This window comes from Prevotella sp. AM42-24 (assembly GCF_003461825.1).
Taxonomy (GTDB): domain Bacteria; phylum Bacteroidota; class Bacteroidia; order Bacteroidales; family Bacteroidaceae; genus Prevotella; species Prevotella hominis.
In genome coordinates, this window is record NZ_QTXV01000003.1 from 60,345 (window position 1) to 81,919 (window position 21,575).

Genomic DNA, 21,575 nt, shown 5'->3' on the forward strand with positions numbered 1-21,575 from the left:
CCCGAGTAATAGTAGCATTACTCTCCTTTTTCCACCTGAGCCTCAGTTTTGCCAAACCTGCGCTGACGATTCTGATAGTCAGCTATTGCCTTCTGGAGATCTTCCTCCATGAAATCAGGCCAGTAGGTATCGCAGAAATACAACTCAGAATAAGCTATCTGCCACAAGAGATAATTGCTGATGCGCAATTCACCGCCCGTACGGATCAGGAGATCAGGATCTGGCATAAAGTTGGTTTCGAGATGCTTGGCGAAATTCTCTTCAGTCAATTCACCGGCTATCTCATCATAGCTTTTCTTGCCATCAGCCATCGCATCCTTCAGGGAACGTCTCATTGCTTCCATGATTTCCCAACGAGAAGAGTAGCTCAAAGCCACCACCATCGTCATGGCGTCATTCTTAGCCGTATGTTCCATGGTCTCCTGCAACTTTTCCTGCACAGGCTTTGGCAAACGACCTATATCACCTATCACACGGAAGCGTACATTGTTCTTCATGAAGATTTCATCCTCAAGAGAAGTGAGTACAAGTCCCATCAGAGCAGCCACCTCGTCGGCAGGACGATTCCAGTTTTCCGTAGAAAAAGTATAGAGTGTAAGATATTTCACACCTAAGCGAGTACATTCTGAAGTGATACGACGAACGGTATCCACACCAGCCTGATGGCCGAAACTTCTTTCTTTGCCTCGCTCCATCGCCCATCGCCCGTTACCATCCATGATGATGGCAATATGCTCTGGTATTCTGCTCATATCTAAGTTTGTTGCCATTATTCTTCTTTATTACATGTTCTACATTTTGCCTTGAAACTATAGGTTATTGTGAGCTGCAGCATGGAATAGCAGTCTGTATTCTTGAATGCACCGCTGCTCTTCACTCTATAGGGGTCTTTCACTCCATCCAGTTCATCATTCAGAGAGAAATGGAATCCCCAGTCTAAACCTACATTCAGCCGTTCTCTGACTTTATATTTCACACCTATACCGATAGGCACATTGGCGGTAAAGACACTTTTGCTGCCTCCAGACACGGAAGTAGCTCCCAGTCCGCCATAAATATAGGGTGTCAACCGCTTGGCTCCTCGATAGTCTCTTCCTGTACCGTAAGGCCAGAAATTATACTCGAAGACGAGACTTACATCCACCACATTATGATTGAACTCATAGGTTGACTCTGCATAATCCGGATAATAAGTCTTGACATCCGCCGACGATCCTTTCAGTTTTCCATAACTGGCGCTCAGGCGCAAGTCTTTATAAGGGTCGAAATTGTATCTCCAAAGCAGCGAGGCCATCGGCTGCATGTTTTTCAACACGTTGCCATTGAAATCACCCTCGTAACTGACCATTCCTACCCCCGCACCTATCTCCATGCGATATTGGGGATCATCCTGGGCGCTGATGTGGACAAGAGCAACCACCAAACCGATTATCGTCAGAACTATTCTGCGCATTTTACACCTTATTATATAAATAGACTCAAGAGAAAGAAATAAGTTTATTCCTTTCTCCATCCATCTCTATTATATCTTCCTTTCCAGACGTATCCGTTGTTGATAACCCAATAATAGTTATTGGCATCACGCACGAAAGCAGCTGGTCTGCTTACTGCAAATTCAGCAGGCATCACAACCGTTGTATCCACTCTCCAGTCTAAGCCAGTCTTGCTCACATACCACTTACATTTTTCCACAGTAGCACTACCCACTTTATAGTCGCCAGCAGCCAAAGCCACATAACCGCTATCGTTGAGCGCCACCTGGAGGGTATTGAGATAAGGCAACATACCAGCCTGATGAGCCTGATATTCTACATAGTTCCACTGATAAGAATCTGTAGCTTCACCAGCATCAAAAGTGCGAGTCCAGATCGTTGCAACCGTATCCTTCTCTTCATTCTCACGAACCTTTCGATTACCGAGGAGAAGAAGGTTTTCTGCGCCTTTCACAGAACGAACAGGCTTAACCACCAAACTGAGATTTTCTGTTGGCAGGAAGTCTGCGCCCTTGTCATCCATTGCATCAGGAGTCCAGCTGGCACCATTGTCCTTAGATACGGCAATACCAGCAGCAGTATAAGCATACAGATAGTTGCTACTTGCGCCAATCAACTGTAGAAGAGAGGCGTCAGTAGTAACGGATTCCCAATTGATAGCATCATCAGACTTGAGAACTTTGCCATTATTGAGAATATAGAGTTTACCATTCTTAGCGATTGCGCTCTTATAGGCATCCTCACCCAAAGCAACATTAGGAGTTAGAGGATTTCCAAAAGCACCACCATTCAGACCAGTCTTGAAAATCTTGGTAACACCATTACTCTTACCGAAAACATAGACACAGTTGCCCGCAGAAACGGCTTTCATGCCAGCCAAAGCTGCCAAGTCACCATTCTGGGCTGCAAGAGAATGCCATACGAAGGAATCAGGACCTTCTTTGTGTACATTTACGGTAATCGTATAAGTACGATATGCAGAATAATCGTTGTTATATACTCGGATTTCCTTTGGTTTAGAGAAATCTACGGAGTCAGAGCTGGAATAATAAGCCAAAGAGTCTTTATTATCCTTACCTTTCAGCACCCAAAGCAGCGGACTGCTCTGCTTGGCTGTGATAGAAGCCAAGGCAGCACTGATCTTTGTCCCAACAGGCAAAGAGTCTGCATTATAGATCTTACCAGCGGTCTGATCTATATAAAATTTATAATTAGAACCAGCAATCGTGGTAGCATAAGTTGAATCCTTCGTACCATCCGATGTCTTTCCCAGATAATAGCGATTCATCGTGCCAAGAGAAAAAGCAGTGATGGCAGTATCATGGGTATATTCAATATTTGTATCATCGTCACTGCTCAAACATGAAGACAATGACAGGCCTGCAGAAAGGAGCAGGATGAAAGCAAAAAACTTCCTTTTCATTCTTATTTATTTATTTTTAGCTGCAAATTTACAGAGAATTCTTCAAATAAAGCCCCTTTTTGTCGGTTTATTATGCAAATTATTGATTTTATCGGTAATTTTTAAGTTTGTTTAGTGATTATTCCCAACAATCAAGGCATTTTTGAGAGGAAAAGCTTTAAAAAAATGAGAAAGACTTTAAAATGAGAAATGACAAATGAGAAATTAGAAATTAAAAATGGGAAACAAAAAAAGAGTCCCATCCCTCTTTCGAGAGATAGGACCCTAATATGATAATTCTTAATAATTCGAAGTTTCGAATGATTAGAGCTGTGGACCAGCAGCAACGAGAGCCTTACCAGCCTCGTTTGTCTCATACTTCTTGAAGTTCTTGATGAAGCGAGCAGCCAAATCCTTAGCCTTCTCCTCCCACTGAGAAGCCTCAGCGTATGTATCACGTGGATCGAGGATCTTAGGATCTACGCCTTCCAACTGTGTAGGAACTACGAAGTTGAAGAATGGAATAGTCTTTGTAGGAGCTGCGTCGATTGAGTGGTCGAGGATAGCGTCGATGATACCACGTGTGTCGCGGATAGAGATACGCTTGCCTGTACCGTTCCAACCAGTGTTAACCAAGTATGCCTTAGCACCAGACTTCTGCATCTTCTTTACCAACTCCTCAGCGTACTTAGTTGGGTGCAACTCCAAGAATGCCTGACCGAAGCAAGCAGAGAATGTTGGAGTAGGCTCGGTGATACCGCGCTCTGTACCAGCCAATTTAGCTGTGAAGCCAGAGAGGAAGTAATACTTAGTCTGCTCAGCGTTCAAGATAGATACTGGTGGCAATACACCGAATGCATCTGCTGAGAGGAAGATAACCTGCTTAGCAGCTGGACCCTGAGAGAATGGACGCTGGATATTCTTGATGTGGTAGATAGGATAAGATACACGAGTATTCTCGGTAACAGTCTTATCTGCGAAATCAATCTTACCATCCTTAGCAACAGTTACGTTCTCGAGAAGAGCGTCACGTGTGATAGCACCGTAGATGTCTGGCTCAGACTCCTTGTCGAGGTTGATAACCTTAGCGTAGCAACCACCTTCGAAGTTGAACACACCCTCGTCGTCCCATCCGTGCTCATCGTCACCGATCAACTTACGCTTAGGGTCTGTTGACAATGTAGTCTTACCTGTACCAGAAAGACCGAAGAAGATAGCTGTATTCTCACCGTTCATATCTGTGTTGGCAGAGCAGTGCATAGAAGCCATACCCTTCAATGGCAAGAAGTAGTTCATCATAGAGAACATACCCTTCTTCATCTCACCACCATACCATGTATTGATGATAACCTGCTCCTTAGAAGTTACGTTGAATACAACGGCTGTCTCTGAGTGGAGACCCAACTCCTTCCAGTTCTCAACCTTTGCCTTAGAAGCATTGTAAACGATGAAGTCTGGCTCCTGATCGAACTCAGCCTCGTTCTGAGGACGGATGAACATATTTGTTACGAAGTGTGCCTGCCATGCTACCTCAACGATGAAACGTACCTTCATACGTGTATCCTTGTGTGTACCGCAGAAACCATCTACTACGAACAACTTCTTGTTAGAAAGCTCCTTCTTAGCGATCTCCTTAACGGCATTCCAAGCCTCTGGAGTAGCCTTGTGGTTATCGTTGTGATATTCCTCAGAATCCCACCATACAGTGTCGTGAGATGTAGCATCGTCAACGATGAACTTGTCTTTAGGAGAACGACCAGTGTAAATACCAGTCATTACGTTAACTGCACCGAGCTCAGTCTCCTGACCAACCTCAAAACCCTCGAGACCTTCCTTAGTCTCCTCATTGAACAATACCTCATAAGAAGGATTGTAGAGAACCTCAGTTGTACCTGTGATTCCGTACTTTGCTAAAACTGACTTATCAAACTTTGCCATTTTATTTAAATGTATTTAAGTTGTGAATTAATTCTTCTAACCTGAATCCTTAAAACTAATTTTCTTTCAAAACCGCCGCAAAGTTACGAAAAATCTGTTTGATAACAAAGATTCTTGTTTATAAATAAGACATTTTAAAAGCTTTTTAGGTTAAAGAAATTAAAATCCAAACCATTCATCTATAATTTGCCATATTGACTTTACAAAAAACAGACACATCAATACGGAAGAGAAAGAAAGTACACCTATTTATATATATAGCAAGAGGTAATTGTGGGAAGAAGAGAAACGAGAAAAGAAGAAATGGGAAAGAAAAAAGAGAGGAGAATGAGAGTCGGAAAGGACTGAAGAGAAAGAAGAAGACTAAGGAGAGACGGTTGAGAATAGAAAAGAGAAACAAAGAGAACACAAACAAACAAAAAACAGCCAAAACATTTTGTAATCTCTCGGATTTACATTATCTTTGCAAAAATTTAGGCAGAAGAATAAGCTGAAATCGAAGCAAAAACAAGCATAAAATAACAAAAAAAATATACAACAATGAAAATCATCAACCTAAGCGAGAAAAATTCCATCATCAACCGTTACCTGGCTGAGATGCGCGACTGTGATTATCAGAAGAACCGTTTGCTCTTCCGCAACAATATCAAGAGAATCGGTGAGTATGAGGCTTTTGAAATCTCAAAGACACTTGATTACGAGGCAAAGGATGTGACTACACCGCTCGGTGTAGCAAGGGTCAACCTCCCTACCGACCAGGTTGTCATCGGAACCATCTTCCGTGCCGGTCTCCCTTTCCATGAGGGTTTTCTCAACATCTTCGACCACTCTGGCAATGCCTTTGTGAGTGCTTACCGCGAATATACCAACGAGGAACATACCGAGATCGGTGTCCACATCGAATATCTTGCTACTCCAGACCTGACAGACAAGACGCTCATCATCGCCGACCCAATGCTCGCTACCGGCATCAGCATGGAGATGGGTATGAAGGCCTTCATCACCAAGGGTAACCCGAAACATATCCACGTGGCATGTGTCCTTGCTGCCCCAGAAGGCATTGAGCACATCAAGAACACCTTCCCAGAAGGAAAGACCACCATCTGGTGCGCTTCCATCGACGAGGGATTGAACGAGCACAAATACATCGTTCCTGGTTTCGGAGATGCTGGCGACTTGTGTTACGGAAACAAGTTATAAAAACAAGAATTGTTAATTTCCCGTCTCTGCCCGGGTATATTTTTCTCCCTGCCCACGCAAGAATTTTTCCGTGGGCAGGGAAAAATAAAAGTGGGTACAGGGACGAAAAAAATGAAACCTTATTTTCTTTAATAATGGAAAGAACTTCCACCCAAGAACTCGCGTAGCAGCGATGTAGGAGGCAGATTATTATAAGGTATTCCCTTGAAATACTTCAGGAATTTCAGGAGGCGGTAAGCCTCAGCATATTCTTCACAATTCTCTGGCACCAGTTGCAAGAGCGGTTCTGCCTGCATCTTGATGACAGCCAACTCGTAGAGCATCGCCGTATTGAGCATTGCATCCGCATTTTCCTGGAACGGGAAAATCCACTTGTTTTCTCCAGCACGCACTGAAGGCCAGCGATGGATGGTCTCCTGCGCACTCACACCTCTATATTTATTATCGCGGATGATACGGCGCAGCAAACGGTTGTCGGTCGTAGGAATATAATTGTGATTATCAAGCAGAATGGTGGTTAAAGCCGAAGCATAGACGCGATAAATCTGCTCATCAGGAATCTGCGATGTCAGTTCCGGATTCAAGGCATGAATACCTTCCACCACCAGCACATTATGATCGTTCATCTTCAGTTTCTTTCCGCTTCTCTTACTCTTTCCGCTTTGGAAGTCATATTTCGGCAATTCCACCTCCTCGCCACGGAAGAGGGCATTAAACTGCTCATTGATGAGTTTCAGATCCAGGGCATAGATGCTCTCGTAATCATATTCGCCACTCTCATCCTTCGGAGTTTTCTCCCTATCTACAAAATAATCATCGAGCGAAATCTGCAGAGGTTTCAAGCCGTTTACAGCCAGCTGGATAGACAGGCGCTTGCAGGAAGTAGTTTTACCCGAGGAAGAAGGACCAGCCAGTAGAACAAGCTTTACCCCCTTACGCTGGGCTATATCTTCAGCTATCTGGGCTATTTTCTTCTCTTGCAAAGCCTCGCTGATATTGATAATATCGGTTGAAAATCCTGCAGTAACAGCCTGATTGAAATCGCCTATCGTACGGATACCGATGATATCCTGCCAGCGATGATGCTCCTTGAAGATATCAAACATCTTATCCTGTCTGGTGATTTCGCCCAACTGATCCGGATTCTTAAGAGAAGGAATACGCAGCAGCATACCGTCATAATACTTCTCCAGCCCGAAAAGATAAAGTTCAGAAGTATTGGTAAGGAGTGTACCATAATAATAATCCACATAATCACCTATTTTATAATAGGTAGTATAGATAGAGCCGGAAGTCTTCAGGAGTTTCACCTTCTCCACATCTCCCTTTTCCTGGAAGAGTGCAATAGCATCCTCGGTAGGCACCATATATCTGCGGATAGGCATGCGGGCATCGATGATTTCCTGCATACGATTACGCAGCTTCCCCACCTCCTCCTCGGTAAGTTCCTTACCCAGACGCACATCCACATAAAATCCATTGGAAACAGGGATGTCGATAATCACATCAGGACTGGCAGGAAAAATATCCTTCACCGCCTTGCAGAGCACAAAAAAAAGCGTACGGGTATAGGCCCGGGAACCTGAAGAAGAAGTCATATCGAGGAACTCAAGGTCCTTGCTGTTATAAACACGATAATGCATGCCTTCCACCTTGTTATTTACCTTACAGGAGATAGGTCCATGGCTCATTTCAAGGCCAATTTCAGAAAAAATATCAAAAAGTGTGCTACCGATTGCTACTTTCTGAGTTTTTTTGTTATTTTTGCAACGGATTTGTATTACTTGTTTCATTTGCGCTACGTTTATGTTACAATGTTTGACAATAATCCTGCTCCCAAGGAGGTATTTTCATACTTCCCAAGAGTAATCACTTATGTTCGGTAAAGATACGAATAAAAAAGCAACTACGGTGATTTTGAAAACATAAATTAAATTAAAATATGTCGATTTGGATATTTTTCAGGCTTATCGGTGCACTCGCCCTACTGATGTTCGGTATGAAGTCGATGAGCGACAGTTTGCAGAAGATGGCTGGACCTCAGCTCCGCCATGTGTTAGGAACCATGACTACCAACCGTTTGACGGGCATCCTCTCTGGTACGCTCATCACGGCTGCGGTACAGTCTTCTACAGCCACGACGGTGATGACGGTATCGTTCGTCAACGCAGGTCTCCTCACCCTTGCCCAGGCCATCTCGGTCATCATGGGTGCCAACATCGGAACCACACTCACCGCATGGATCATGAGTGCCGGTTTCTCATTCAACATCACCGACTTTGTATGGCCGGCATTCTTCTTTGCCATCATCCTTATCTATAGTAAGAAGCGCAAGATTGTCGGCGACTTCATCTTCGGTATATCCTTTATGTTCCTCGGTTTGGGAACTTTACGTCAAACCGGTATCGACATGGATCTGGCTCACAATCAGCCGGTTCTGGATTTTTTTGCAAGTTTTGATCCCCACAGTTTTACCACTACCATCACCTTCCTCCTGATAGGTAGCGTACTCACCATGTGCGTACAGAGTTCAGCAGCCGTCATGGCGATTACGATGATACTCTGCTCCACCGGTGTATTGCCAATTTACCAGGGTATTGCGCTCGTGATGGGCGAGAATATCGGTACTACCGTCACCTCCAATGTGGCTGCGCTTACAGCCAATACGCAGGCCCGAAGGGCGGCGATGGGACACATGGTGTTCAATGTCTTCGGTGTACTCTGGATACTCTGCGTGTTCCGTCCGTTCATTCATCTCGTTTGCGGTTGGGTGGGTTATGATGATGTGATGGAGAAGAACGATCCTCATTTCGTAGCCAATGCAGCCAAGCTCTCCTTTGTGCTTGCCGCCTTCCATACCACCTTCAACCTCTCCAACACCTTTATCCTGGTATGGTTTATCCCCCAGATAGAGAAGTTGGTATGCAAGATTATCCGTCCTAAGAAGAATGCTGATGAGGATGATTTCCGCCTGCGCTTTATCCAGAGCGGTATCATGAAGACTCCGGAAATCTCTGTTCTGGAGGCACAGAAGGAGATTCACAGCTTCGCCGTGCGTATCCAGCGCATGTTTGGTATGGTGAAGGAACTCTTAGGCGAAACCAACGATGATAAGTTTGTCAAGCTCTATACCCGTATTGAGAAGTATGAAGGTATCTCAGACAATATGGAGATTGAGATTGCCAAGTACCTTGATCAGGTGAGCGATTCCCATCTCTCTGATGAAACCAAGGCTAAGATTCGCGCCATGCTCCGCGAAATTTCCGAGATAGAGAGTATCGGTGACAGTTGCTTCAATATTGCCCGTACCCTGAACCGCCGCATCCGTGGCAAGGAGGATTTCATCCCTTCTCAGTATGAGCACATGCATCAGATGATGGAGCTTACCGACAATGCCCTCACCCAGATGAATATCACCCTCGTAGGTCATAAGGGAGACAACGATGCCAACCTCTCTTTCAACATCGAGAATGAGATCAACAACTACCGCAACCAGTTGAAGAGCCAGAACATCAACGATGTGAACAACCATCTCTATACCTATGCCATCGGTACCATGTATATGGATATCATCCAGGAGTGCGAGAAGCTCGGCGACTACGTGGTAAACGTAGTAGAGGCACGCATGGGTGTAAGACAGCACGAGGCATAAGACTATCCAAGATATCAGAAAAGTCCCACAGATTTCACAGATTTACACAGATTTAAGTTTTTGACTTCAAAAATCTATGTAAATCTATGAAATCTGTGGGACTATGTATTTTTAGTTACTTTTTCGCTGAAAAAGAGACTATTTAGAAGTTTTTTGGCTCAATATAGACGACAACTCGATTTTTTGTTGTATTTTTGCAGGCGAAATTGCAATTTTATAATCATTAATGAAGATTTTAGTAACAGGTGCTTCGGGTTTTATCGGGAGCTACATTGTGGAGGAAGCTCTCCGACAAGGCATGGAAACATGGGCAGCAGTACGCCCTTCAAGTTCCAGAAAATACCTGCAAGACGAGCGCATCCATTTCATCAACCTCAATCTTTCTTCTAAGGAAGAACTTATCAGCCAGTTAGACGGACAGGAGTTCGACTATGTGGTTCATGCGGCAGGCGCTACCAAGTGTCTGCATGCAGAAGATTTCTATCGTGTGAACACCGAGGGTACCAAAAATCTCGTAGGTGCGCTTATCGCCCTCAAGATGCCTATCAAGCGGTTTGTATTCGTCAGCTCGCTCAGCATCTTCGGTGCCATCAGAGAAGAACAGCCTTATCAGGAAATCACGGAACATGATACGCCCCACCCTAACACGGCTTACGGCAAGAGCAAATGGGAGGCAGAGAAATATCTGGATAGCCTCGGCATCCAGTTCCCTTATATCATCCTGCGACCTACCGGCGTATATGGTCCAAGAGAGAAGGACTATTTCCTGATGGTAAAAAGCATCAAGCAGCATGTGGACTTTGCCGTGGGATACAAGCGCCAGGACATCACCTTCGTATATGTACAGGACGTGGTGCAGGCTGTCTTCCTCGCTCTCGATCATGGTATGAATGGCAGAAAATACTTCCTCAGCGACGGAGGTGTTTATCAATCTACTGCATTCAGCGACCTGATCAGAAAGGAACTTGACAATCCTTGGATGCTGCGTATCAAAGCTCCTATCTGGGTTCTGCGCATCGTAACATTCTTCGGCGAATACATCGGCAGAATAACCGGAAAGATGTCGGCGCTCAACAATGACAAATACAACATTCTGAAACAGCGCAACTGGCGATGTGACATTGAGCCAGCCATGGACGAGTTGGGCTATCATCCACATTATCCTCTGGAGCGTGGCGTAAAACTCGCCATCAAATGGTACAAGGAAAACCATTGGCTCTGATTTCTGATCAAGGATCCGAAAAAGAAGGATTATTTGACAGGAAGGCCTAAAGGATTTAGCAGAAAACCCGACAAGATAAAGAAATAGATATTCATAAAGTTCAAAGAAAAAACGTGATAAAAGATTATTTTAAGATAGAGAAGAACCCGAAAAAAGGGCTGTTGGCGCTGGAATGGGTGATGCTCGCCTATATGATTCTGACGGTAGCAACCATGCTCTTCACTTACACCAAACTCGTGAATCCCGAATCCATGATCTGGGGTCGCATCAGAGTACTTGTGATGACGGGAGCGCTATGGGGTGTATATCGCATGGTGCCTTGCAGGGCTACCAAACTGGTGAGAGTAACGGCTCAGATGGCGCTGCTGGCATGGTGGTATCCGGATACTTACGAGATCAACCGCATGTTCCCCAACCTCGACCACGTGTTCGCAGGATGGGAACAGCAACTTTTCGGTTGCCAGCCTTCACTCCTTTTCTCCAAAGCCCTGCCTTGGGCTGTGGTAAGCGAACTGATGGATATGGGCTATTTCATGTATTATCCGATGATAGCAGCCGTCGTATTCTTCTATTTCTTCTGCAGATACAGGGAGTTTGAGCGCATTTCCTTCGTAATGCTCGCCTCATTCTTCATCTATTATGTGATATTCATCTACGTGCCGGTAGCCGGTCCTACCTTCTATTTTGATGCTGTAGGCGTACGCGAAATCACCAAGGGAATATTCCCAGCCATGGGCGATTATTTCAACACCCATACCAACTGTCTGCCGTCTCCAGGCTACACCGACGGTATATTCTATCATCTGGTAGAGGATGCCAAGGCTGCAGGCGAACGACCAACGGCAGCATTCCCAAGTTCGCACGTCGGAATCAGCACCATCTGCATGCTGATGGCATGGCATACAGAAAATCGCAAGTTGGTATATATCCTCCTGCCATTCTATGTGTTCCTCTGCATGGCTACCGTTTACATCCAGGCACATTATCTCATCGATGCCCTGGCAGGTTTTGTTTCTGCCGTCGTCATCTACTTCCTGCTGATGTATCTTTCCAAAGGAATGACAGAGAAAGTTGGAATAAGATAAAAATTCACAATAGTACAAAAAGACATGACCATCAAGAAAGATGGTGATTATCAAGTATATTATCCAATAACATTATATAATAAAGTAGAATTCATCTAGAACAATGAAGAAACTATTTATTGAAACTTACGGCTGCCAGATGAACGTGGCTGACAGCGAAGTAGTAGCCTCTGTGATGCAGATGGCTGGTTATGAAATCTGTGAAAAAGAAGAAGAGGCTGATGCTATTTTTCTTAACACATGCAGTATCCGAGAGAATGCGGAAAACAAGATTTATCATCGCCTCGACACCCTCCATGCTGAACAGAAAAAGGGCAGAAAAGTAATCCTCGGTGTGTTGGGCTGTATGGCTGAGCGAGTGAAGGATGACCTCATCCAGAACCACTATGCCAACCTGGTTTGCGGTCCGGACAGCTATCTCAACCTGCCAGATATGATCGCACAATGCGAAATGGGCACCAATGCCATCAACATCGAACTTTCCAAGACCGAGACTTACCGTGACATCGTGCCTCAGCGCATCGGTGGCAACAGAGTGAGCGGTTTCGTAAGCATCATGCGTGGCTGCAACAATTTCTGCCACTACTGCATCGTGCCTTATACCCGTGGACGCGAGCGCAGCCGTGATGCAGAGAGCATCCTTCGAGAGGTTCGCGATTTGCAGCAGCGTGGTTTCAAGGAAGTTACCCTGCTTGGCCAGAATGTAAACAGTTACGGTCTTTCACCATCAGGAAAGCGTGAGGAAGGCAGTCTTTCCTTTGCAGAACTCCTCCACATGGTAGCCCAGGCTGTACCAGATATGCGCGTGCGCTTCACCACCTCTAACCCAGAGGATATGACCGAGGACATCCTCCATGCCATCGCCGAAGAGCCAAACCTCTGCAAGCACATCCACTTCCCTGCCCAGAGCGGAAGCAACAAGATACTGAAGCTGATGAACCGCAAATACACCCGCGAGGAATATCTGCAGCGCATCGCCGACATCAAGCGCATCATCCCAGGCTGCGGCATCACTACCGACATCTTCGTGGGTTATCACGACGAAACAGAGGAAGACCATCAGGAAACCCTCTCGCTGGTGAAGGAAGTTGGCTTCGACAGCGCCTTCATGTTCAAGTATTCAGAGCGCCCGGGCACCTACGCAGCCAAGCACCTGCCAGACAACGTTTCTGAGGAAACCAAGATAGCCCGCCTCAACGAGCTCATCAAGCTGCAGACCGAGGTGAGCGCCGAGCAGAACAAGAAGGACGAGGGCAAGGAATTCACCATCCTCATCGAGAACTTCAGCAAGCGTAGCCGTGAGCAGATGATGGGCCGCACAGAGCAGAACAAGGCGGTAGTCATCGATAAGGGCAACCACCATATCGGCGAATTCGTAAAGGTTCGCATCACCGGTTCCACCTCTGCTACCCTCTTCGGCGAAGAAGTGAAAGAATAACTTTCAACAAAGAAGAACGCAAAATAAAAGAATAACCCAAAATAAACCGAAAATGGCACTTTTACCTACCCAAAACAGGTAAAAGTAGCCTTTTTCTTCATACTTTTAGCGAAAAAACACAAAATCATTTTGTAGTTTTCTCTAAAAGCGCTATATTTGCAGTCTATGAAGGAATTCTTGCAAGTTTTAAAACGATTTGTCCCTCCATACAAAAGATATCTGGGACTATCCATATTATTCAATATCCTATCAGCGGTATTGAATATCTTTTCATTCGCAGCCTTGATACCAATCCTGCAAATCCTGTTTCAGGTAGATGGCGGCATCCGTGCCAACGACTATATGACCTGGAACGGAGACTGGGGCACCCTCAAGGAAGTGGCCACCAACAACATGTACTATTACATCCAGGAATTTATCGTGGAATACAGTGCATCGACCGCCCTTCTGGTGATCGGTCTGTTTCTGGCATTCATGACATTCCTGAAGACGGGAGCCTATTTCCTTTCTTCCGCCACCATCATACCTATCCGTACTGGTATCGTGCGTGACATCCGCAACCAGCTCTACCAGAAGATTAATTCTCTCTCTCTGAGTTTCTTCAGCGAGGAGCGCAAGGGCGACATCATTGCCCGCATGAGCGGCGACGTACAGGAAGTAGAAAGCAGCATCATGTCATCTCTCGACATGCTTTTCAAGAACCCGATTCTGATACTCTTCTACTTCATCACCCTTATCTGCATCAGTTGGCAGCTCACTCTCTTCACTATTCTTTTTGTTCCACCTTTCGGCTGGTTCATGGGCTTGGTGGGCAAGAAACTGAAGGCACAGAGTACAGAGGCACAGTCGCTCTGGAGCGACACCATGAGCATGGTAGAAGAAACCTTGGGCGGTCTCCGCATCATCAAGGCTTTCTGTGCAGAAAGCAAGATGAACTGGCGCTTTGACAAGGTAAACAGCGAATATCGCGACAACATCATGCGCGTGAACATCCGCCAGCAGATGGCTCATCCTATGAGTGAGTTCTTAGGCACCATCCTCATCGTAATCGTATTGTGGTTTGGTGGCATTCTGGTATTGGATTACGGCCGTATCGATGGTCCTACCATCATCTTCTACCTGGTGATGCTCTACAGCATTATCAATCCGCTGAAGGAATTCTCCAAGGCAAGCTATAATATCCCCAAGGGACTTGCCAGCATGGAGCGTATCGACAAGATTCTCCAGGCAGAAGTGGAAATCAAGGACAAGGAGAACCCGGAGCATATCGCTTCCTTCGAACATCAGATAGAGTTCCGCCACGTATCATTCGCCTATACAGACAATAAGAGCGACGAACTGATATACGTGCTGAAAGACATCAACCTCGTGATTCCGAAGGGCAAGACCGTGGCACTCGTAGGTCAGAGCGGTAGCGGTAAGAGTACGATGGTAGATCTGATTCCACGTTACTATGACGTGCAGGAAGGCGAGGTGCTCATCGATGGCATCAACGTGAAAGACCTGGCCGTAAATGATCTCCGCCAGCTGATAGGCAATGTAAACCAGGAGGCTATCCTCTTCAATGCCAGCTTCAAGGACAACATCCGTTTCGGCAAAACCGATGCTACCGACGAGGAAATCGCCAATGCAGCAAAGATAGCCAATGCCTACGACTTTATCATGAAGTCGGAACATGGATTTGATACAGGAATCGGTGACCGTGGAGGCAGACTTTCCGGTGGTCAGCGCCAGCGTGTAAGCATCGCCCGTGCCATCCTCAAGAATCCTCCTATCCTCATTCTCGACGAGGCTACTTCTGCTCTTGATACAGAGAGCGAGCGCCTGGTGCAGGATGCTTTGGAGAAACTGATGAAGACCCGTACTACCGTAGCCGTGGCTCACCGCCTGAGCACGATCAAGCATGCAGACGAAATCTGCGTGATGCATGAGGGAAGAATCGTGGAGCGTGGTACTCACGATGAACTGATAGGCAAAGACGGATATTATAAGAAATTGCACGATATGCAGCAGGTGTAATAACAATGTTAAGTGTTGAATGTTAAATATTAAGTTTCATTCTTGCTTATATATATAATAAGGTGTAAATCATAGGACTTATGACAAAGATTGTTTATGCGCTGTTTTATGCAATATCGCTGCTGCCATTCAGGCTGCTCTATTGCATCTCCGATTTCGAGTACTTCATGATGTTCCACGTCATCAAGTACCGCCGGGGCATTGTGCGTAAGAATCTCACCACCTCCTTTCCGGAGAAGTCTGCCGAAGAAATCGCAGCTATCGAAAAGAAATTCTTTCGCTGGTTCTGCGATTATTTCTTTGAAGCAGTCAAGTTACTGAGTATCAGCGACAAGGAGCTTCGCCGCCGCTTCCATGTTTACAATAGCGAGGAAGTGGAAAAATGTTTTCAGGAGGGTCAGGATGTAGCAGCCATCCTCGGACATTACTGCAACTGGGAGTGGCTCTCATGTGTAGGCATCGAACTGCCAAAATCCCGCAAGATGGGTCTCATCTATCATCCTCTGTACAACAAGGCCTTCGATGAACTCTTCAAGCGCATCCGTTCTCACGAAGAAAATGGAGTGCCGGTTCCTAAGAAAGATATCCTCCGCTATCTGGTAGATTACAAGCGCAGGGATATCCGCAGCATCTTCGGCTACATCAGCGACCAGGGGCCTAAATGGGAGAACATCCACCTGTGGCTTCCTTTCCTCAACCATCCCGAAACTCCTGTGTTTACAGGAGGCGAAAGAATCATGAGAAAGATGAACGATGCCGTATTCTATGTAGAGATGTCGCGCCCGAAAAGGGGCTATTACACAGCCACTTACAAGCTCATCACCCGCGAGCCGAACACCCTGCCGGAGCATGAGATCACCCGTCGCTTCTTCCAGATGTTAGAAGAAACTATCCGCCAGAACCCTCCTTATTATCTCTGGACGCATAACAGATGGAAGCGAACCAAAGAGGAGTTTGACAAGCGATATGAGGTGGTGAAGGGGAAAGTTGTACCTAAAGAATAGAATGGATTACAAGAAACGATTTCCAAAAACGATTCTAAGAAATGAGAAAGATAAAGATAAATCCAAAATATGAATACCTGAGAAGTTTCATCGAGAGCATTCCTGATGTTTTCCAAGAGAAGGGACGTGAGATTTATAAAAGCCGCAATACCATCAAGGTAATGAATACCCCTGAAGGCCTAAGTATCAATGTAAAGCGATACCATATACCTCACGGACTGAATCAGATGATCTATTCATGGGGAATCAGGGTACCTAAAGGCAAACGCGCTTACGAATATGCCAGAATTTTAAAAGATAAGGGGATAGGAACGCCAGAAGTCATTGCACTTATTGAAGAAAGAGGTCTTCTGAATATGCTGGGATTCACCTACCTCATCACGATACAATGTGATTACGGACACACCATGTATGAAACTGGTGACCAGAATTTTACAGACCACACCTCTATAGCCAAAGCTCTTGCTCATTTTGCAGCAAATATCCATAAACATAAAGTATTGCACAAAGACTTCACACCAGGCAACGTACTATGGAAAAAGGATGATGAAGGCTATCATTTCATGATCGTAGATATAAACCGCATGAACTTTGGCACAGTCAGCATAAAGAAAGGTTTATATAACCTGCGTAAATTCTGGGGTCCAAAAGAATTCATGAAAACCCTCGCATCAGAATATGCATTGATACGAAATGCTAATCCTGAAGAAGCCGTTGACTATGTAATGAAAGAACGGGCAAAATTCTGGAAACGCTATCAGAAGAAACATGAAATACCATTCCTGCTTGAACTGTAATCAAGCAAGAATGGTATTTTCTTATCAGTGAAATCTGACTATTCCTTCAATTTGTCCGAATAATTTCTAACCATCATTTCATAAATCAGTTTAAACCAAATCAGTACCACCGGAAGGGCCTTCAGCGCATAAGGCTGCACATAAGTCTTGCGTATAAACTTCGGGAAAAGATCAGAAGGAGACAAACTCGTCAGGATAAAAGCAAAAATCATCAAAGCAATGTCCCAGCGAGAACGCTTCCACGGAACAGCAACAAACCAAAGAGCTACTCCCACAAAAGCAATGATATAAGTACTCGACTCGCTACCCGTACTGAAAAGTACAACAAACATCAGAACCGAAGCAAGGAAAGCATATCGGAAATACAGATTCTTATATTGCGAAAAGCGCAGATAAGGAGCGCAAAAAGCCAATATTCCAGGAACAATCAGCCATAAATCAGAATAAGTGGAAACATGCGATATTTTTCTCACTAATCCTAACAAAGACTGATTTTGCATCGTAGAAAACATATTCTCCATATTCTTACCTGCTAAACTCATTTTCCATTCCTGATATTGACCTATAATATATTCAGGACTACTAATCAACATCGGCAAGACAAAGAACAAAACAGCCCACCCGACCAACGAAGCAACAAATTTGACCTTATGCTTGGAGAAGAAGAAGAAAGCCAATCCTACAACACCATAAAGTTTGACAAACGTACCAATCATGATAAAACACGCAGCCAAAACATCTTTCTGTTTCTCCACACAATAAAAGGATGCCACGATAAGAGCAACCGTCACAATATTAAACTGGTCCATGAATAAAGCCGTAAGCAACTCATGAGCACAGAACCAATAGATAAATATTTGTTTACCTTGATTCAGAGGCAGTTTTCGGATACACACATAGAGAAGCAAAGCCATCAACACATGCCACAAAATAAGCCCCACAGGAAGAGGGACAACTGCAAACGGAGCGATAATCAAACTGAAGAACGGACCATAATGATTCGTATCAAAATACTCTGCATAAGGAGCGTAAAGAGACGTCTGATTCCACGTATGCCAAAAAACATATTTGAATATTAAAAAGTTGTTACACTTATGAAACTTGATAAGCGCAGATCCCAAAGCCAGCAAGAGCCAAAGCCAAAGTAATGTGCGCGGGTCGGTAAAAAAAGGACGCTTCAAGAACTGCTTCAAGCGTGAAAGAGTTTCATTCATTTGATTTATCTGTTTATTAATCATTATACATATTGGTCATAAATCTTCCTCCTTATCATTTTCCAGCTATATCGCGAACAAAGATAGAAAAAAAACATGTAATGAACAAATATTTCTATAATTATTTTGCAAAATCAGAATTTTATTGTAACTTTGTATGGAATAAAGATTTTTCAAAATAACAAAACATGAAAATAGGCTTTGATGCAAAAAGAGCAGCACAAAATCGTACTGGTCTTGGCAATTATAGTAGATTTATAATCAGAATATTGTCGGAGCTACGCCCCGACAACGAATACCATCTATATACACCAAAGCCTCATCGCATACCATATCTGAAGGAAATACCCACATTAAACCAACTTTTCCTTCATTTTCCATCCAAGGGTATATGGAAAGAACTAAGTTCCCTTTGGAGAATCTGGGGTATCAGCAGGGATATACAGAAAAATGGTATTGACTTATTTCATGGTTTGAGCAACGAGTTGCCTTTAAACATTGGTACTCCGGAAGATAGAAAAAAGAAATATGGAGAAAAACGATGCAAATACATCGTGACTATCCACGACCTGATCTTTCTTCATACACCTCAGTATTATCATTGGATAGACCGCAAAATTTATCAATATAAGTTTCGCAAGGCTTGCCAAAACGCAGACCGCATCATTGCCGTCAGTGAATACACCAAACAGGAAATTATAGATTATTTCCATACACCAAAAGAAAAAATTGATGTAGTTTATCAGGGTTGTGACCCTGTATTCTCTCAAGAAATTGCTCAAGAAAAGCTGGAGGAGGTAAGAGAAAAATATTCGCTACCAGAAGAATTTGTACTCTATGTAGGAAGCATTGAAGAACGGAAGAATCTTCTATTGTTGGCAAAAGCGATAGCTCTGCTTGCCAAAGGAGAATGCAGAGCAGAATGTCTTGCCGAGAATCAGAGGAAAAAGGAAATACAGGTAGTAGCAGTAGGACGCCACACTCCATATGTAGAAGAAATACAAAGCTTTCTGAAGGAACAAGGCATAGAGCATCTGTTTCATTTCTATCATAAAGTACCTTACGAAGATTTGCCATCGTTCTACAAATTGGCACAAATTTTCGTTTATCCTTCCCGGATAGAGGGATTCGGAATTCCACTTCTGGAAGCCATCAGCAGCGGAGTTCCAGCTATCGGATGTACCGGTTCTTGTTTGGAAGAAGCAGGAGGTCCCGATTCGATATATGTCGCACCAGACGATGCTCAGAGCATGGCTGCAACTCTCCTCAACGTTTCATCCGACGCTCTATTACGTCAGAATATGATCATGCGGGGCAGAGAATATGCCAAACGCTTTACCGACGAAAAGCTGTTTCATTCCCTATATGAAACATACAAAAAAATATAATCATCAGAACAACTGTAAAAAAGAAATATGAAACAAAACAGACTTTGCTACATAAGCCAGAATTACTATAATCTATCTGGCGCATACAAATCACTTTGAGGAGCAGCTACAACAAGAATACTGAAATCTTTGTATTTTAGCAAAAAATCTGCGATTATTTCTTTGTATTTTAGCAAAAAGTTGACGTTTATATCTTTGCATTTTAGCATTTTTACAATTTAAATGCTTGATATTAAGCAAAAAACATGTAACTTTGCAATCAAAAAAAGGAAATACAAAATGGAGCAAAGACAATATATTACCAGACAAATAGACAAGGCTTTGATAGCATGGAAAAACAATCCACGACATAAGCCTTTGTTACTACGTGGCGCAAGACAAGTGGGCAAATCCTCCTCCGTACGCCATCTGGGCAAGCAATTCGAGAATTTCGTTGAAGTTAACTTTGAGCGAAAGCCACAGTTTGCCCAAATTTTCCAAGGAGACTTAAGTGCCCGTCATATAGTTGAAACATTAAAATCAATAACAGGAGAGGCAATCATTCCAGGAAAAACTTTACTTTTCTTGGACGAAATACAAATGTGCCAAGAGGCCATTTCTGCTCTTCGTTTTTTTTGGGAAGACTTACCTGAATTACATGTTATTGCAGCAGGTTCTCTGTTGGAATTTGCACTAAATGAAATTCCAACTTTTGGCGTGGGCAGGATTCATTCTATGTTTATGTACCCAATGTCTTTCGATGAATTCTTGGGAGCACTTGGTATGCAAAGCTTATTACAAGCCAAAGAAATTGCCAACCCTACCCAACCTTTACTTCCTGTCTTACACGACCAATTAGTTGCTCTCTTCCGCACTTATCTGATGGTCGGCGGAATGCCTGAAGTTGTCTCTACATGGGTCTCTGCTCATAGCTACGAAGAGTGCCAATCCGTACAAAAAGAAATAGTATATACCTATGAAGTTGACTTTGCGAAATACAAGAAACGCGCCAACACCACATTGCTTCGGCTCACCTTACATAGTGCAGCTCATCAAATAGGAAGTAAGTTCGTATATAGCCAAGTATCACGCGATTTCAGGTCTGTCCAAATAAAAGAGGCTCTTAGCCTTCTAACTTTGGCAGGATTACTTATACCAGTCTATAACACTGCAGCCAATGGTTTCCCGCTGGGTGCAGAAGCAGATGAAAGTTGCGCAAAATACCTTTTCTTGGATAGCGGGCTTCTTCTATCCATCTTAGGCATGGACTTAGGTAGCATAACAACCCTTTCAGAGCAAATACTCATAGGCAATGCCACCGACTTGGTAAACAAGGGACATATTACAGAGATGGTAGCAGGACTGGAAATCATCAAAAACATGCCTCCAGACAGCATTCCTTCTCTGTTCTTTTGGATGCGCAGCGCAAAGAGTTCTTTAGCTGAAGTAGATTACGTTATGGCAAAAAATATGAAGATTCTTCCGATAGAGGTAAAAGCCGAAGTGCGTGGCGGAATGAAGAGCCTTTATGCTTTTATGGAGACAAAACACATCGATCATGCCATTCGAACCTCATTAGAAAACTTTGGGAGTTTTACTAAAGACAATGGGAAAATAGACATCTATCCTCTTTATGCATTAAGGAGCTTGGTAATAATGAAATAATCAAGGCTCCAACTAAAACAGAAAGAGGAGAAGTTTACCTACGATAAAAGATAAAGTTTCCTAAATTACACCTTCGAGT

16 protein-coding genes are annotated in these 21,575 nt (G+C 44.1%); 10 read left to right on the top strand and 6 right to left on the bottom strand.

Annotated features, from left to right (window positions below; all coding sequences use genetic code 11):
• Positions 1-17: 17 nt before the first annotated feature.
• The 4 genes from DW917_RS01930 to pckA form a co-directional block, all read right to left on the bottom strand.
• The gene (locus DW917_RS01930) at positions 18-770 is read right to left on the bottom strand and encodes an isoprenyl transferase (RefSeq protein ID WP_022110605.1); all 753 of its coding nucleotides are present in this window, start codon (positions 768-770) and stop codon (positions 18-20) included.
• Complete coding sequence (locus tag DW917_RS01935) at positions 770-1,453, bottom strand: DUF6089 family protein (protein ID WP_118115968.1); 684 nt, start codon at positions 1,451-1,453, stop codon at positions 770-772. Before DW917_RS01935 ends, DW917_RS01930 begins: the two co-directional genes overlap by 1 nt.
• Positions 1,454-1,497: 44 nt before the next feature.
• Positions 1,498-2,916 (bottom strand): DUF6242 domain-containing protein, encoded by a 1,419-nt coding sequence (locus DW917_RS01940; protein WP_118115970.1) that lies wholly within the window; start codon positions 2,914-2,916, stop codon positions 1,498-1,500.
• A 303-nt stretch (positions 2,917-3,219) separates the two neighbouring features.
• On the bottom strand, positions 3,220-4,833 hold the full coding sequence (pckA, locus tag DW917_RS01945) for a phosphoenolpyruvate carboxykinase (ATP) (protein WP_022121513.1): 1,614 nt from the start codon (positions 4,831-4,833) through the stop codon (positions 3,220-3,222).
• Between the two features lie 540 nt (positions 4,834-5,373).
• Here pckA and upp point away from each other — a divergent pair.
• Positions 5,374-6,033 carry a uracil phosphoribosyltransferase gene (upp, locus tag DW917_RS01955; protein ID WP_118115974.1) on the top strand — a complete coding sequence of 220 codons (660 nt, stop codon included), beginning with the start codon at positions 5,374-5,376 and terminating at the stop codon, positions 6,031-6,033.
• 128 nt (positions 6,034-6,161) lie between these two features.
• Here the strand turns inward: upp and DW917_RS01960 are convergent, their stop codons facing one another.
• Positions 6,162-7,826 carry a nucleoside kinase gene (locus tag DW917_RS01960; protein ID WP_118115976.1) on the bottom strand — a complete coding sequence of 555 codons (1,665 nt, stop codon included), beginning with the start codon at positions 7,824-7,826 and terminating at the stop codon, positions 6,162-6,164.
• A gap of 149 nt (positions 7,827-7,975) precedes the next feature.
• On the opposite strand from DW917_RS01960, the gene DW917_RS01965 reads away from it, so the two are divergent.
• From DW917_RS01965 to DW917_RS01995, 7 genes are all read left to right on the top strand, one after another.
• On the top strand, positions 7,976-9,685 hold the full coding sequence (locus DW917_RS01965; protein WP_118115978.1) for a Na/Pi cotransporter family protein: 1,710 nt from the start codon (positions 7,976-7,978) through the stop codon (positions 9,683-9,685).
• Between the two features lie 226 nt (positions 9,686-9,911).
• On the top strand, positions 9,912-10,907 hold the full coding sequence (locus tag DW917_RS01970) for an NAD(P)-dependent oxidoreductase (protein ID WP_118115980.1): 996 nt from the start codon (positions 9,912-9,914) through the stop codon (positions 10,905-10,907).
• A gap of 113 nt (positions 10,908-11,020) precedes the next feature.
• A complete protein-coding gene (locus DW917_RS01975) occupies positions 11,021-11,992 on the top strand; it encodes a phosphatase PAP2 family protein (protein WP_118115982.1) in 972 nt (323 codons plus the stop codon).
• 103 nt (positions 11,993-12,095) lie between these two features.
• A complete protein-coding gene (gene miaB, locus DW917_RS01980; protein WP_022110614.1) occupies positions 12,096-13,430 on the top strand; it encodes a tRNA (N6-isopentenyl adenosine(37)-C2)-methylthiotransferase MiaB in 1,335 nt (444 codons plus the stop codon).
• Positions 13,431-13,595: 165 nt separating this feature from the next.
• Positions 13,596-15,449, top strand: coding sequence for an ABC transporter ATP-binding protein (locus DW917_RS01985; RefSeq protein ID WP_118115984.1), 1,854 nt, complete (start codon positions 13,596-13,598; stop codon positions 15,447-15,449).
• A gap of 80 nt (positions 15,450-15,529) precedes the next feature.
• Positions 15,530-16,453, top strand: a complete 924-nt coding sequence (locus DW917_RS01990; protein WP_118115986.1) for a lysophospholipid acyltransferase family protein — start codon at positions 15,530-15,532, stop codon at positions 16,451-16,453.
• A gap of 41 nt (positions 16,454-16,494) precedes the next feature.
• Entirely contained in the window at positions 16,495-17,250 is a 756-nt protein-coding gene (locus DW917_RS01995; protein ID WP_118115988.1) for a lipopolysaccharide kinase InaA family protein, read from the top strand.
• A gap of 38 nt (positions 17,251-17,288) precedes the next feature.
• Here DW917_RS01995 and DW917_RS02000 read toward each other — a convergent pair whose 3' ends face one another.
• Positions 17,289-18,464: a glycosyltransferase family 87 protein gene (locus tag DW917_RS02000; RefSeq protein WP_118115990.1), complete on the bottom strand. Its 1,176-nt coding sequence runs from the start codon at positions 18,462-18,464 to the stop codon at positions 17,289-17,291.
• Between the two features lie 188 nt (positions 18,465-18,652).
• Between DW917_RS02000 and DW917_RS02005 the strand changes: the two genes are divergently transcribed.
• Positions 18,653-19,852 (top strand): glycosyltransferase family 1 protein, encoded by a 1,200-nt coding sequence (locus DW917_RS02005; protein WP_118115992.1) that lies wholly within the window; start codon positions 18,653-18,655, stop codon positions 19,850-19,852.
• A 279-nt stretch (positions 19,853-20,131) separates the two neighbouring features.
• On the top strand, positions 20,132-21,496 hold the full coding sequence (locus DW917_RS02010; protein WP_118116083.1) for an ATP-binding protein: 1,365 nt from the start codon (positions 20,132-20,134) through the stop codon (positions 21,494-21,496).
• Positions 21,497-21,575 lie beyond the last annotated feature (79 nt).

What these genes read in the sequence shown, in the direction of transcription:
- DW917_RS01930 (WP_022110605.1), bottom strand. Translation starts at nt 770, where the DNA reads ATGGCAACAAACTTAGATATGAGCAGAATACCAGAGCATATTGCCATC.
- DW917_RS01935 (WP_118115968.1), bottom strand. Translation starts at nt 1,453, where the DNA reads ATGCGCAGAATAGTTCTGACGATAATCGGTTTGGTGGTTGCTCTTGTC.
- DW917_RS01940 (WP_118115970.1), bottom strand. Translation starts at nt 2,916, where the DNA reads ATGAAAAGGAAGTTTTTTGCTTTCATCCTGCTCCTTTCTGCAGGCCTG.
- pckA (WP_022121513.1), bottom strand. Translation starts at nt 4,833, where the DNA reads ATGGCAAAGTTTGATAAGTCAGTTTTAGCAAAGTACGGAATCACAGGT.
- upp (WP_118115974.1), top strand. Translation starts at nt 5,374, where the DNA reads ATGAAAATCATCAACCTAAGCGAGAAAAATTCCATCATCAACCGTTAC.
- DW917_RS01960 (WP_118115976.1), bottom strand. Translation starts at nt 7,826, where the DNA reads ATGAAACAAGTAATACAAATCCGTTGCAAAAATAACAAAAAAACTCAG.
- DW917_RS01965 (WP_118115978.1), top strand. Translation starts at nt 7,976, where the DNA reads ATGTCGATTTGGATATTTTTCAGGCTTATCGGTGCACTCGCCCTACTG.
- DW917_RS01970 (WP_118115980.1), top strand. Translation starts at nt 9,912, where the DNA reads ATGAAGATTTTAGTAACAGGTGCTTCGGGTTTTATCGGGAGCTACATT.
- miaB (WP_022110614.1), top strand. Translation starts at nt 12,096, where the DNA reads ATGAAGAAACTATTTATTGAAACTTACGGCTGCCAGATGAACGTGGCT.
- DW917_RS01985 (WP_118115984.1), top strand. Translation starts at nt 13,596, where the DNA reads ATGAAGGAATTCTTGCAAGTTTTAAAACGATTTGTCCCTCCATACAAA.
- DW917_RS01990 (WP_118115986.1), top strand. Translation starts at nt 15,530, where the DNA reads ATGACAAAGATTGTTTATGCGCTGTTTTATGCAATATCGCTGCTGCCA.
- DW917_RS01995 (WP_118115988.1), top strand. Translation starts at nt 16,495, where the DNA reads ATGAGAAAGATAAAGATAAATCCAAAATATGAATACCTGAGAAGTTTC.
- DW917_RS02000 (WP_118115990.1), bottom strand. Translation starts at nt 18,464, where the DNA reads ATGAATGAAACTCTTTCACGCTTGAAGCAGTTCTTGAAGCGTCCTTTT.
- DW917_RS02005 (WP_118115992.1), top strand. Translation starts at nt 18,653, where the DNA reads ATGAAAATAGGCTTTGATGCAAAAAGAGCAGCACAAAATCGTACTGGT.
- DW917_RS02010 (WP_118116083.1), top strand. Translation starts at nt 20,132, where the DNA reads ATGGAGCAAAGACAATATATTACCAGACAAATAGACAAGGCTTTGATA.